Consider the following 12050-nt stretch of genomic DNA (forward strand, 5'->3'; position numbering starts at 1 on the left):
AAACAAACATGTTGCTGATCGAATGTCCGTGGTGCGGGCCGCGCGCCGAATCCGAATTCACGTGCGGCGGCGAAGCCGACATCGTGCGCCCGGTGGCGAACGAGACCATGACCGACCGCGAATGGGGCGAATACGTGTTCATGCGCGAGAACAAGCGCGGGCTGCACAAGGAGCAATGGCTTCACACGCAGGGTTGCCGCCGCTGGTTCAAGGTCACGCGCGACACGGTGACCTACGATATCAAGGGCTACGAAAAGTTCGGCGGGGCTGCCATCAGTGGCGCGGCCGCCGGCAACGCAAACGAAGAGGGCACGAGCAAATGAGCCAGAAAGACCGCCTCGGCACCGGTGGCCGGATCAATCGCGCGATTCCGTTGACGTTCACGTTCAACGGCCGCACGTACCAGGGCTTCCAGGGCGACACGCTCGCGTCCGCGCTGCTCGCGAACGGCGTGCATTTCGTCGCGCGCAGTTTCAAGTATCACCGTCCGCGCGGGATCGTGACGGCGGACGTGGCGGAACCGAATGCCGTCGTGCAGCTCGAAACCGGTCCGTACACCGTGCCGAACGCACGCGCGACCGAGATCGAGCTGTACCAGGGGCTCGTCGCGACGAGCGTGAACGCCGAGCCGACGCTCGAGAACGACAAGTACGCGATCAACCAGAAGTTCTCGCGCTTCATGCCGGCCGGGTTCTACTACAAGACGTTCATGTGGCCGCGCAAGATGTGGCCGAAGTACGAAGAGAAGATCCGCGAAGCGGCCGGCCTCGGCAAGGCGCCCGAAGTGCTCGACGCCGATCGCTACGACAAGTGCTACGCGCACTGCGACGTGCTCGTGGTCGGCGGTGGCCCGTCGGGCCTCGCCGCCGCGCATGCGGCCGCCACGGCCGGCGCGCGCGTGACCCTCGTCGACGACCAGCGCGAACTCGGCGGCAGCCTGCTGTCGTGCCGCGCGGAGATCGACGCGAAGCCCGCGCTGCAATGGGTCGAGAAGATCGAGGCGGAACTGCGCAAGCTGCCCGACGTGACGATCCTGTCGCGGAGCACCGCGTTCGGTTATCAGGACCACAACCTCGTGACGGTCACGCAGCGCCTGACCGATCATCTGCCGGTGTCGATGCGCAAGGGCACGCGCGAGCTGCTGTGGAAGATCCGCGCGAAGCGCGTGATCCTCGCGACCGGCGCGCACGAGCGGCCGATCGTATTCGGCAACAACGACCTGCCGGGCGTGATGCTGGCGGGCGCGGTGTCCACCTACGTGCATCGCTTCGGCGTGCTGCCGGGCCGCAACGTGGTCGTGTTCACGAACAACGACCGTGCATACCAGACCGCGCTCGACCTGAAGGCATGCGGGGCGAAGGTGACGGTCGTCGATTCGCGCGCGTCGTCGAACGGCGCGCTGCCGGCCGCGGCCAAGCGGCAGGGCGTGACGGTGATGAGCGGCGCGGTCGTCACGGCCGCATCGGGCAAGTGGCGCGTATCGTCGGTCGACGTCGCGTCCTACTCGAACGGCCAGACCGGCGGCAAGCTGCAGACGCTGCCGTGCGACCTCGTCGCGATGTCGGGCGGCTTCAGCCCGGTGCTGCACCTGTTCGCGCAATCGGGCGGCAAGGCGTGCTGGAACGACGAGAAGGCGTGCTTCCTGCCGGGCAAGCCCGTGCAGGCGGAAGCGAGCATCGGTGCGGCGGCCGGCGAATTGGGGCTGGCCCGTGCGCTGCGGCTCGCGGTCGATGCGGGCGTGGAAGCGGCGAAGGCCGCCGGCTTCACCGCCGCGCAGCGCCCGGCCGTACCGCAGGTCGCCGAAGCCGTCGAAGGCGCGCTGCAGCCGTTGTGGCTCGTCGGCAGCCGCGAGGCGGCCGCGCGCGGCCCCAAGCAGTTCGTCGACTTCCAGAACGACGTGGCGGCCGCCGACATCCTGCTCGCCGCGCGCGAAGGCTTCGAGTCGGTCGAGCACGTGAAGCGCTATACGGCGATGGGCTTCGGCACCGACCAGGGCAAGCTCGGCAACATCAACGGGATGGCGATCCTCGCGGGCGCGCTCGGCAAGACGATTCCGGAAACGGGTACGACGACGTTCCGCCCGAACTACACGCCCGTGTCGTTCGGCACGTTCGCGGGCCGCGAGACGGGCGATTTCCTCGACCCGATCCGCAAGACGGCCGTGCACGAATGGCACGTCGAGCACGGCGCGATGTTCGAGGACGTCGGCAACTGGAAGCGGCCGTGGTATTTCCCGAAGAACGGCGAGGATCTCCATGCGGCCGTGAAGCGCGAATGCCTCGCGGTGCGTAATGGCGTCGGCATTCTCGACGCGTCGACGCTCGGCAAGATCGACATCCAGGGCCCGGACGCGGTGAAGCTGCTGAACTGGATGTACACGAATCCGTGGAACAAGCTCGAAATCGGCAAATGCCGCTACGGGTTGATGCTCGACGAAAACGGGATGGTGTTCGACGACGGCGTGACCGTGCGCCTCGCCGACCAGCATTTCATGATGACGACCACCACCGGCGGCGCGGCGCGCGTGCTGACGTGGCTCGAGCGCTGGCTGCAGACCGAATGGCCCGACATGAAGGTGCGGCTCGCGTCCGTCACCGATCACTGGGCGACGTTTGCGGTGGTCGGCCCGAAGAGCCGCAAGGTCGTGCAGAAGGTGTGCCAGGACATCGACTTCGGCAACGAAGCGTTCCCGTTCATGAGCTACCGCAACGGCACCGTCGCCGGCGCGAAGGCGCGCGTGATGCGGATCAGCTTCTCGGGCGAGCTGGCCTACGAAGTGAACGTGCCGGCGAATGCGGGCCGCGCGGTGTGGGAAGCTCTGATGGCGGCCGGCGCCGAGTTCGACATCACGCCGTACGGCACCGAGACGATGCACGTGCTGCGCGCGGAGAAGGGCTACATCATCGTCGGCCAGGATACCGACGGCTCGATCACGCCGTACGACCTCGGGATGGGCGGGCTCGTCGCGAAGTCGAAGGACTTCCTCGGCAAGCGTTCGCTGACGCGCTCGGATACCGCGAAGGAAGGCCGCAAGCAGTTCGTCGGCCTGCTGACCGAGGACGAACAGTTCGTGCTGCCGGAAGGCGCGCAGATCATCGCGAAGGACACGCAGGTGTCGGCGGTCGATCCGACGCCGATGATCGGCCACGTGACGTCGAGCTACTACAGCCCGATCCTGAAGCGCTCGATCGCGCTCGCGGTGGTGAAGGGCGGCCTGAACAAGATGGGCGAGAGCGTCGTGATTCCGCTGGCCAACGGCAAGCGTGTCACCGCGAAGATCTCGAGCCCGGTTTTCTACGATACCGAAGGGGTGCGTCAGCATGTGGAATGAAACGAGAAACCAGACGCAGGTGGCGGGTGCGGGCGGCGTGACGCTCGAGTCGCCGTTCGTCGGCGCGGCCGACGTGCTGAAGGCGCACCAGGCGCGCGCATCGAAGAAGTTCGCGCTGCGCGAGCGGCCGTTCCTCGATCTCGTCAACGTGCGCGGCGAGTTGAGCGACCCGGCATTCGTCGCCGCGTTCGAGCGTGTGGTCGGCTGCCGGCCGCCCGCGGAGCCGAACACGGTGGCGCGCGGCGCCGAGTACGACGTGCTGTGGCTCGGCCCTGACGAATGGCTCGTGCGGTCGAACGGGCCGGTTCAGGCCGGCGTGCTCGAAGCGAAGCTGGCGGAGGCCGTGCAGGGCTCGTATGCGGCGGCCGTCGACGTCGGCAGCGGCTACACGGTCGTCGAGGTCAGCGGCGAACGCGTGCGCGACGTGATCGCGCGCGGCTGCCCGCTCGATCTGCATCCGCGCGTGTTCAAGCCGGGCCAGTGCGCGCAGTCGCACTACTTCAAGTCGCCGATCACGCTGATCCCGACCGGCGACGCGTCGTTCGAGATCGTCCTGCGTCGCAGCTTCGCCGACTATTTCGCGCGCATCATGCTCGACGCCGCGGCGCCGCTCGCATCATGAAGCCGTTCGACGAACCGTTCGTGGCGATCGACGCGCCGCGCCTGCGCGGGTGCGGCTGGAGCGTGTTCGTCGACGAACTGAAGGTGCCCGCACGCATCGGCATCCATGCGCACGAGCATGAAGCGCCGCAGCCGATCGTGATCGATGCGCGGCTCGGGTATCGCTGCGAGCCGAGCGAGCAGGGCGAGTGGATCGATTACGACGGCTATTGCGCGCGTGTCGCGTCGTTCCTGTCGCACAAGCCGCATACGCGGCTGCTGGAGACGCTCGTCGCCGATCTCGCGGTGCTGTCGTTTCGCGAATGGCCGGCGCTGGAATCGCTGACGCTGTCGGTGCACAAGCCGAAGATCCGGCCGGGGACGAAGCGCGTGGGCGTGTCGCTCGACTGGACGCGCGGCGATTATCTGCGGTGGACGGGGGCGGCGGGGCAGCTTTGATCGGAGGGGGCTGGATCGAGGCACGAGGGAGGTGATCCGGCGACTCCATGGGACGGCGGCGCGAATGCGCCGCCGTACTCGTCTATAGTTCCTGAAATATGAGAATAATGATTCAATGGCGGCCTTTGGTGTGTTTATTCCTGAAATAACAGAACAATTGGCCATCTGGCCGACGAATCGCTATAATTCCGATATTCTCGTAACTATGCTGTCGATCGACCTCGATGGCGCGTTGTTCCTGAAATTTCGGAATTATGGCCCGCACCCTACCGCGACCCGTCGCGATACCTGACCCGCTCGCACTGGATCTCGCCGCCTTGGGGGCGCTCGTGCGCAACCGGCGCGCGCAGACCCAGATGCGGATTGACGATGCTGCCGACATGCTTGGCGTCTCCAAGGACGTGCTGTCACGCCTCGAAAACGGGCGCGCGGTGAGTCTCGACAAGCTGTTCAAGGTGCTCGACGGTTTTGGCCTGAATTTGCTCGTCGTGCCGAAACGCGACGTTCAGGTGGCGCGCAAGGCAGTGCGCGATCACGCGACGATACGTGCCGCTTCGCCCGGTTCGCCCGAGGGCACATGATGATCCATCGCCTGCGAATTTCGGCTGACGGCTCGCCGGTCGGGGAACTGACTTACGATGCCCGCCGCGACGACTACGGTTTTTCCTACGATCCGGCGTGGCTCGCACGATCAGACGCGTTTGCGTTGTCGCCGTGCATTCCGCTCGATGGCAAGCTGACGACGGGCGCGATCCAGCGCTTCGTGGGCAATCTGCTTCCCGAGGGCCGCGCACTCGATGTGGCCGCATCGATGTATCAGATATCGAAGGACAACGTTTTCGGCCTGATCCGGATGCTCGGCAAGGAGCCCGTCGGTGCGTTGAGCTTCGTTCCGGACGACGAGGCAGGGCAGCCGACTGAACCTCTCGAACCCGTGCGCCGACCGATCTCAGCGGAGGAACTGGCCGACCGTATTCGCAAGCGCGATGCGATCCCGTTTCCCGTCTGGGACGATCGGGTGCGCCTATCGATCGCCGGCCATCAGGACAAGCTGCAGGTGCTTGTCGAAGGCGAGCAGTTCGCGCTCGTGGACGGGGCGCTGAGCAGCTCGCATATTCTGAAGCCCGACTCGCGCAGCCCGAACGCGCCGTGCATGGTCGCCAACGAGCATTTCTGCATGACGCTGGCGGCCCGCATGGGTTTGCCGGTCGCGCATGTCGAGATTCGACGTATCCCCGAGCCCATTCTGCTGATCGAACGATTCGACCGGCTCGTGACGACCGACCCGGACGATCCGCGGCGCGTGAGCGCTGTGCGGCGGCTTCATGTCATCGATGGATGTCAGGCCCTCGATTTGCCGGCGACGCTCAAATACGAACGCAATCTCGGCAACAACGCGGACGTGCGCAATATTCGCGAAGGCGTGAGCTTCGAGAAGCTGTTTTCGCTGACATCGTCGCTGGAGACACCGGTCGCCGCGCGCACGATCATGCTGCGCTGGGCGTTGCTGCAACTGCTGATCGGCAACAGCGACGCGCATGGCAAGAACATTTCGTTTTTCGTCAGCAGCACCGGGCTCGAGCCGGCGCCGTTTTACGATCTGGTCTGTGTGAACGTGTACGGCGACGCTTATGTGCAGGACATGGCGATGGCGTACGGAGATGTGTTCCGCACCGAGGAACTGACCGCTTTCGCGCTCGCGGACTTCGCGCATCGCGTGCGGATCCGGCCGGCGCTCGTTGCGCGTGAAATGGCGCGGATGGCCACGCTGGCTGCGAAACTGGCTCCTGGGCTGGCGGAGTCGGCCGTCTATGTGGGCGACGAGCGCGCGTGGGTGCATCGTATCGCCGAGTACGTGCGAGCGCAGGCCGAACGCGTCAGGCGTATTGCGCCTATGGTGCCAAAGGTCGACGCTGCGCTGCTCTGAGCGTGTGCTTCATCGACCGTCGGCACGCCACGTCTGCGCGCGCGTTGCGCGCAGGAATGACGGGCGCCACGGAATGGGCGACAGTTCAGTTCGGCAGTGTCAACTGGGCTTCCCACTTCTTCAGGATGCGCACGCGTGCCTGACTGAAATCCACCCAACAGTTGAGCCAAGCGTCATTCGGAATCGTCTGCTGCGGATTGGCGATCTTCACGTAGTTACAAGTATCGCCGGCAAAGCCGGCCCAACTCGTCTGCGATTTCGCGAGTTGGGCGGCAGCGTCGGGGTTGCGTTGGCGTAGCTTGCGAGCGAGCGACCGGTATGCGCTGTCGACTTGCTGCTGCTGCTGATCGAGCACGCAGCGTCGCACGGCGTCCATCGTCGGCCCTGCCTGTTCGCAGTCGACGACAGCGAAAGCCGATACAGGGGCGGCCGACAGCGCGACAATGGCGAACAGCCGGGCCGCGCAGCGTCGGGCCGGAGCCGTGCGAACGCGGGTGCCCATTACTTACTTCGCGTTGCGGTTCGCGGCGTGCGCCGGGCCGGACGGATCGCCGACCGGCACCATGTGCGCCTTCCCGTCGTTCGCGGTACTCGCGCTTTTCGCGTCGTCCTCGGGTTCGAGCACGAACCGGAACGAATCGACCCGCTGCATCACCTTCGCCGCATATGCACTGGATCCGCCGCTGTAGCTCTTCAGCCCGGCCTGCACGTTGCCGCCGGCCGCTTTCACGTAGCCCGACAGAATGCGCGAGCCGGCATCGACGTTCGCATTCGGCTCGGTGAGATCCTTCACGTTGCGCAGCATGCCGCGGTGCGCGGACGGCACGACCTGCATCAACCCGGTCGCGCCGTGCTGGCCGCGTGCCTTTTCCTGGAAGCGCGATTCGATCGAAATGATCGCGTAAACGAGTGCCGGCGGCAGCGAATATTTCGTCGCAGTCACGCTCACGATATCGGCGAGCTTCGCAGCCTTTTCTCTTGCGACGCCGAATTTCTTCGTCAGGTAGGACGTGATGCGGCGGTTTGCTTCGTTCGGCTGATCGTTGGCGTTCGCGAGCGGCGCGGACGCGACAGTCGGCGCGGATGCCGGTACGTCGGGCGCGGAGGCGGGCAATGCGGGCGCCTGCTGCGCCGCGGCCTGTTGCGCAATGCCGAGCGAAAGCACGATCAGCCAGAAGAACCGTCGTCGCATGGTCGAGTGCGGGAAAATGGGAGGCGCATAGTATATCGACCAATCGAGGAAGACGGTCGAGCGCCCGCTCGAATGAAAGCGACGTGTAGGCTTGTGACGTCCACAACGATCGACGCGCCGATCGTTGCGCGGACACGCATCGGAGTCCGGACGAAACGCTAGTTGATGATCTCGCCGATGCCGGTTTCGATGCGGCTTCTGAGTTGCTGGATGAACTCGGGATCGTAGGGTTCCCAGCTATCGAGTTCGCCGACGATTTTCAACGGCAGTGTGCTTCGATACGATCGCGTCGGATTGCCGGGGAATTTCTTGTCCGTGACGTTCGGGTCGTTTTCGAATTCGCCGGTGGGCTCGACGATGTAGACGCGCGGTCGGCCCTCGCCTTTGGCCATTTCGGCAGCCAGGCCCGCGCCTTTGGGCAGCGCCGTGAAATAAACATGATTCATGACGACGTCGTCCCGATAATTCGATCTGAAGCCCGCCGTCAGCAAATCGCCGATCCGCAAATTCGCTTTCGTGCCATGAAAAAACGGGCCGGCGTCCAGGACTGGCATGGTGGCTCCTTCGAAAAAATTGCGTGACCGATGCTAAGCGCGCCGCGCGCTCGCCACCCGCGCAATCGCGCCGATCGCGTCGCTGACGAGTACTGCGAGCAAGCCGACGATCACGCCGCCTTGCAGCACGAACGCGGTGTTCGACGTCTGCAGGCCCGCGATGATCACGTCGCCGAGCCCGCGCGCGGCGACCGTCGAGCCGATCGTCGCGGTGCCGAGATTGATCACGACCGCAAGGCGGACGCCGTTGACGATCACCGGGAACGCGAGCGGCAGCTCGACGGACACCAGTTGCTGCCAGCCGCTCATGCCCATCCCCCGCGCGGCATCGACGACGTCGCGCGGCACGTCCTCGAGCCCGGCGATCGTGCTTTCGAAAATCGGCAGGAGCCCGTACAGCACGAGCGCGATCAGCACGGGTTTCAATCCGAAGCCGACTGCCGGCACGGCAAGCGCGAGCACGGCGACCGGCGGGAAGGTCTGGCCGATATCGACGACGCTGCGCGCGACCGGCAGGAAATCCGCGCCGAACCGCCGCGTGACCGCGATGCCGGCCGCGACCGCGACGATCGTGCCGATCAGGCTCGACAGCGCGACCGTGCCGAGATGCGCGAGCGTGAGATCGAGCAGGCTCGCGCGATCGTAGATCACCGGCGCGCCGTTGTCCGCGAACGGCGCGAACAGGCCGTGCAGCCACGCGGGGCGCAACAGCAGCACGAGCAGCAGCGCGAGCGCGGCCGCGCGGGCGACGTACGCGGCAAGCGAAGACCGCCTGGGCCGCACGCTGCTGCGCGTCGTCATGCGGGCTGCCTCGCGTGCGAACGGATCGCGTCGAGCGTGATGCGGCGGGGGCCGTGCGCGTTGCCGCTGGCCGTATCGTCGACGGGCAGCGCGTCGACACCGCGCCACAATAATTCGGACACCGCATCGCGCAGCGTGCGTGTCGCCGCGATCGGCTCGCCGTCGGCGCGGCCGGCTTCGGCCACTGCATCGATCGGCGTCAGCGCGAGCAGGCGCAGCGGCCGGTCGACGCCCGCGACGAGCTGCTCGACGACACCCGCTGCCGGCTTGCCGAGAATTTCGGCGGGCGGCGCGACCTGCAACAGCCGGCCGCCGTCCATCACCGCGATCGTGTCGCCGAGCTTCAGCGCTTCCTCGATATCGTGCGTGACGATCACGACCGTGATGCCGAGGCGGCGCTGCAGCGCGAACAGGTCGTCCTGCGCCTTGTTGCGGATGATCGGATCGAGCGCGCCGAACGGTTCGTCCATCAGCAGCATCGCGGGCTCGGCCGCGAGCGCGCGCGCAACGCCGACGCGCTGCTGCTGGCCGCCCGACAGTTCGTGCGGCAGCTTGCCCGCGAATTCGGCCGGCGCGAGATGGAACAGGTCGAGCAGTTCGTTTACGCGCGCGTCGATACGGGCGGCCGGCCAGCCGAGCAGGCGCGGCACGGTCGCGATGTTGCGCGCGACGCTCCAGTGCGGAAACAGCCCGTGCCCCTGGATCGCGTAGCCGATGCCGCGGCGCAGTTGCTCGGGCGCGACGGTCGCCGTATCGACGCCGTCGATGCGGATCGTGCCGCTGGTCGGCGCGATCAGCCGGTTGATCATGCGCAAGAGCGTCGACTTGCCGCTGCCCGATGCGCCCACGAGCGCGGTGATCGTGCCGCGCTGTATCGTCAGCGATACGTCGTCGACGGCGACCACGTCGCCGAAGCGTTTGCCGATCCGTTCGATCTCGATCATCCTGCACGCCCCTTCGCGAGCGACGTCGCGGCTTCGAACACGACGGCGGCCGCCAGTGCGAGCGCGATCGTCGGGATCGCGCCGAGCAGCACGAGATCGGCGGCCGATTGCCCGATCCCCTGGAAGATGAACGTGCCGAATCCGCCGCCGCCGATCAGCGCGGCAACCGCGGTCAGGCCGATGTTCTGCACGAGCACGATGCGCACGCCGCTCAGGATCACCGGCAGCGCGAGCACGAGATCGACGCGCAGCAGCCGCTGCGCGCGTGTCATGCCCATCGCGCGCGCCGCTTCGGTCACGTGCGGCGGCACCTGTCCGAGCCCGACCACGACGCTCGATGCGATCGGCAGCAGCGAGTAGAGGAACAGCGCGAGCGCGGCCGGCGCGACGCCGATGCCGCGGATGCCGAGTGCGGCCGCGAGCGGCACGTGCGCGGCGAGCAGGCCGAGCGGCGCCATCATCAGCCCGTACATCGCGATGCTGGGGATCGTCTGCACGATATTGAGCACGGGCATCGCGACGGTGCGCACCGCCGCGATGCGCGCGCACGCGATGCCGAGCGGCACGCCCGCGACGAGCGCGGCGGCGACCGAGCCGCCCGCGAGCGACACGTGACGGATCGCTTCGCGCCAGAAATCGTCGCTGCGCACCGCGTATTCGCGCATCACGGAGAGGCCGTCCCACCAGCCGCTCGCGAGCGGCACGGAAACCGCCGCTATCGCGACGGCGAGCGCGGCGAGGCGCCGCCACGGGCCGAACGCGAGGCGTGCGAGCGCGTCGGCGATGAGCACCGTCCACGCGAACAGCAGCAGCCAGACGCCGGCGTCGGGCGACACGCGGGCCAGCATGTCGTCGGGTGCGACGACGTGCGTCGCGGCCGCGCCGACGGCATACGCGAGCGTCGCGAGCCCCGTGCAGCCGGCCGCGAGCCGCCACGCGGGACGGCTCGCGGTCATCGCCCACAGCGCGCCGGCGGTCCATAGCGCGGCGAGCGCGGCGCCCTGCATCGCGGGCAGCGCGGCGAACACCGATAGCCCGGTGCCGGCCGCGATCCGGTTCGGCCGCAGCACCGCGAACGACAGGCCGAACACGGCGACGATCGTCAGTACGCCGATCAGGATGCCGACCTTGTCGAGCGTGACGCGCCGCGCGGACGCCGCCGCGCCCTCCGTCATTTCACGAAACCCTTCGATTTCAGATAGCTTTTCGCGACGCCGGCAGCCGGCTCGCCGTTGAGCTGGATGCGCGCGTTCAGCGATTGCAGCGTCTTCAGGTCGAGGCTCGCGAACACGGGCTTCAAATACTCGGCGATTTGCGGATGCGCTTTCAGCGCGGCTTCGCGGATCACCGGCGCCGGCGCATAGACGGGCTGCACGTGCTTGTCGTCGTCGAGCACCGCGAGGCCGCTCGATGCGATACCGCCGTCGGTGCCGTAGACCATCGCGGCGTTCACGCCGTCGGTCTGGTTCGCGGCGGCCTTGATCGTCGCGGCCGTGTCGCCGCCGGACAGCACGACGAGCTGCTCGGGCTTCAGCTTGAAGCCGTACGCTTTCTCGAACGACGGTAGCGCGGACGCGCTGTTCACGAATTCGGCCGACGCCGCGAGCTTCACCTTGCCGCCGCCGGCCACCCACTTGCCGAAGTCGGAGAAGGTCTTCAGGTGCTGCGACTGCGCGATGGGCGCGAGCAGCGCGACGCCCCACGTGTTGTTCGCGGGCGCCGGTGCGAGCCACACGAGATGGTTCGCCGCGTAGTCGAGCTTCTTCGCGGTGTCGTAGCCCTGGCTCGAGTTCTTCCACAACGGGTCGTCGGCCTTGTTGAAGAAGAACGCGGCGTTGCCCGTGTATTCGGGGTAGATGTCGATCTCGCCGCTCGTGAGCGCCTTGCGCACGATCGGCGTCGTGCCGAGCGCGATCTTTTCGGTGACGGGAATGCCGTGGGCCTTCAGCACCTGTGAAATGAGGTTGCCGAGCAGGTTGCCTTCGGTGTCGATCTTCGACGACACCACGACGGGCGTGTCGGCGTGCGCGCCGGGCGCCGCGATGGCGGCGGCGAACGCGAGGCCCAGAATCCGGGCGGGCAGGGCGAGCTTCATCGGGGCCAATCTCCAGGACGGGGGCGTACGCCGAAAGTTACTTGACTGAGCCGGCTTTGGCAAACCGCGTGCGGCGGCGTGCCCACAGCCGGTGTGGGGATAACCCGCACCCGTCATACGGGCTTGTTACACTGAAATTCGTTCCCG

General features: G+C 66.9%; 14 protein-coding genes. 7 read left to right on the plus strand and 7 right to left on the minus strand.

The features are described 5' to 3' along the window. The first annotated feature begins 8 nt into the window (after positions 1 to 8). From WT24_RS02240 to WT24_RS02265, 7 genes are all read left to right on the plus strand, one after another. Positions 9 to 323 carry a sarcosine oxidase subunit delta gene (locus WT24_RS02240; protein ID WP_059502184.1) on the plus strand — a complete coding sequence of 105 codons (315 nt, stop codon included), beginning with the start codon at positions 9 to 11 and terminating at the stop codon, positions 321 to 323. Then, the gene (locus WT24_RS02245) at positions 320 to 3331 is read left to right on the plus strand and encodes a sarcosine oxidase subunit alpha family protein (RefSeq protein WP_060030851.1); all 3012 of its coding nucleotides are present in this window, start codon (positions 320 to 322) and stop codon (positions 3329 to 3331) included. The genes WT24_RS02240 and WT24_RS02245 overlap by 4 nt, the downstream gene beginning before the upstream one ends. Beyond that, positions 3321 to 3953 carry a sarcosine oxidase subunit gamma gene (locus WT24_RS02250; protein WP_060030854.1) on the plus strand — a complete coding sequence of 211 codons (633 nt, stop codon included), beginning with the start codon at positions 3321 to 3323 and terminating at the stop codon, positions 3951 to 3953. The genes WT24_RS02245 and WT24_RS02250 overlap by 11 nt, the downstream gene beginning before the upstream one ends. Beyond that, positions 3950 to 4390 carry a dihydroneopterin aldolase gene (locus tag WT24_RS02255; RefSeq protein ID WP_060030856.1) on the plus strand — a complete coding sequence of 147 codons (441 nt, stop codon included), beginning with the start codon at positions 3950 to 3952 and terminating at the stop codon, positions 4388 to 4390. The genes WT24_RS02250 and WT24_RS02255 overlap by 4 nt, the downstream gene beginning before the upstream one ends. 115 nt (positions 4391 to 4505) lie before the next feature. Further along, entirely contained in the window at positions 4506 to 4682 is a 177-nt protein-coding gene (locus WT24_RS34790) for a hypothetical protein (RefSeq protein ID WP_179949299.1), read from the plus strand. Further along, entirely contained in the window at positions 4645 to 4971 is a 327-nt protein-coding gene (locus tag WT24_RS02260) for a helix-turn-helix transcriptional regulator (protein ID WP_060030859.1), read from the plus strand. The genes WT24_RS34790 and WT24_RS02260 overlap by 38 nt, the downstream gene beginning before the upstream one ends. Beyond that, positions 4971 to 6317: a HipA domain-containing protein gene (locus WT24_RS02265; RefSeq protein WP_060031118.1), complete on the plus strand. Its 1347-nt coding sequence runs from the start codon at positions 4971 to 4973 to the stop codon at positions 6315 to 6317. The genes WT24_RS02260 and WT24_RS02265 overlap by 1 nt, the downstream gene beginning before the upstream one ends. A gap of 85 nt (positions 6318 to 6402) precedes the next feature. Here the strand turns inward: WT24_RS02265 and WT24_RS02270 are convergent, their stop codons facing one another. The 7 genes from WT24_RS02270 to WT24_RS02300 all read right to left on the minus strand — a co-directional run bounded on the left by WT24_RS02270 (position 6403) and on the right by WT24_RS02300 (position 11903). Beyond that, positions 6403 to 6819: a lysozyme inhibitor LprI family protein gene (locus WT24_RS02270; protein WP_082742060.1), complete on the minus strand. Its 417-nt coding sequence runs from the start codon at positions 6817 to 6819 to the stop codon at positions 6403 to 6405. A 3-nt stretch (positions 6820 to 6822) separates the two neighbouring features. Continuing rightward, positions 6823 to 7509, minus strand: a complete 687-nt coding sequence (locus tag WT24_RS02275) for a lytic transglycosylase domain-containing protein (RefSeq protein ID WP_060030864.1) — start codon at positions 7507 to 7509, stop codon at positions 6823 to 6825. A 158-nt stretch (positions 7510 to 7667) separates the two neighbouring features. Beyond that, the gene (arr, locus tag WT24_RS02280; RefSeq protein ID WP_059502194.1) at positions 7668 to 8063 is read right to left on the minus strand and encodes an NAD(+)--rifampin ADP-ribosyltransferase; all 396 of its coding nucleotides are present in this window, start codon (positions 8061 to 8063) and stop codon (positions 7668 to 7670) included. A 33-nt stretch (positions 8064 to 8096) separates the two neighbouring features. Continuing rightward, positions 8097 to 8864: an ABC transporter permease gene (locus tag WT24_RS02285; RefSeq protein WP_060030867.1), complete on the minus strand. Its 768-nt coding sequence runs from the start codon at positions 8862 to 8864 to the stop codon at positions 8097 to 8099. Further along, positions 8861 to 9808: an ABC transporter ATP-binding protein gene (locus tag WT24_RS02290; protein WP_060030870.1), complete on the minus strand. Its 948-nt coding sequence runs from the start codon at positions 9806 to 9808 to the stop codon at positions 8861 to 8863. Before WT24_RS02290 ends, WT24_RS02285 begins: the two co-directional genes overlap by 4 nt. Further along, positions 9805 to 10983, minus strand: a complete 1179-nt coding sequence (locus WT24_RS02295) for an ABC transporter permease (protein ID WP_060030873.1) — start codon at positions 10981 to 10983, stop codon at positions 9805 to 9807. The genes WT24_RS02290 and WT24_RS02295 overlap by 4 nt, the downstream gene beginning before the upstream one ends. Next, positions 10980 to 11903, minus strand: a complete 924-nt coding sequence (locus tag WT24_RS02300) for an ABC transporter substrate-binding protein (RefSeq protein WP_060030876.1) — start codon at positions 11901 to 11903, stop codon at positions 10980 to 10982. Before WT24_RS02300 ends, WT24_RS02295 begins: the two co-directional genes overlap by 4 nt. Positions 11904 to 12050: the final 147 nt, after the last annotated feature.

Source organism: Burkholderia sp. MSMB1078WGS (assembly GCF_001528895.1).
Taxonomy (GTDB): domain Bacteria; phylum Pseudomonadota; class Gammaproteobacteria; order Burkholderiales; family Burkholderiaceae; genus Burkholderia.

Coding starts and splice junctions, on each gene's coding strand:
- WT24_RS02240 (WP_059502184.1), top strand. CDS start 9: ATGTTGCTGATCGAATGTCCGTGGTGCGGGCCGCGCGCCGAATCCGAA.
- WT24_RS02245 (WP_060030851.1), top strand. CDS start 320: ATGAGCCAGAAAGACCGCCTCGGCACCGGTGGCCGGATCAATCGCGCG.
- WT24_RS02250 (WP_060030854.1), top strand. CDS start 3,321: ATGTGGAATGAAACGAGAAACCAGACGCAGGTGGCGGGTGCGGGCGGC.
- WT24_RS02255 (WP_060030856.1), top strand. CDS start 3,950: ATGAAGCCGTTCGACGAACCGTTCGTGGCGATCGACGCGCCGCGCCTG.
- WT24_RS34790 (WP_179949299.1), top strand. CDS start 4,506: ATGGCGGCCTTTGGTGTGTTTATTCCTGAAATAACAGAACAATTGGCC.
- WT24_RS02260 (WP_060030859.1), top strand. CDS start 4,645: ATGGCCCGCACCCTACCGCGACCCGTCGCGATACCTGACCCGCTCGCA.
- WT24_RS02265 (WP_060031118.1), top strand. CDS start 4,971: ATGATCCATCGCCTGCGAATTTCGGCTGACGGCTCGCCGGTCGGGGAA.
- WT24_RS02270 (WP_082742060.1), bottom strand. CDS start 6,819: ATGGGCACCCGCGTTCGCACGGCTCCGGCCCGACGCTGCGCGGCCCGG.
- WT24_RS02275 (WP_060030864.1), bottom strand. CDS start 7,509: ATGCGACGACGGTTCTTCTGGCTGATCGTGCTTTCGCTCGGCATTGCG.
- arr (WP_059502194.1), bottom strand. CDS start 8,063: ATGCCAGTCCTGGACGCCGGCCCGTTTTTTCATGGCACGAAAGCGAAT.
- WT24_RS02285 (WP_060030867.1), bottom strand. CDS start 8,864: ATGACGACGCGCAGCAGCGTGCGGCCCAGGCGGTCTTCGCTTGCCGCG.
- WT24_RS02290 (WP_060030870.1), bottom strand. CDS start 9,808: ATGATCGAGATCGAACGGATCGGCAAACGCTTCGGCGACGTGGTCGCC.
- WT24_RS02295 (WP_060030873.1), bottom strand. CDS start 10,983: ATGACGGAGGGCGCGGCGGCGTCCGCGCGGCGCGTCACGCTCGACAAG.
- WT24_RS02300 (WP_060030876.1), bottom strand. CDS start 11,903: ATGAAGCTCGCCCTGCCCGCCCGGATTCTGGGCCTCGCGTTCGCCGCC.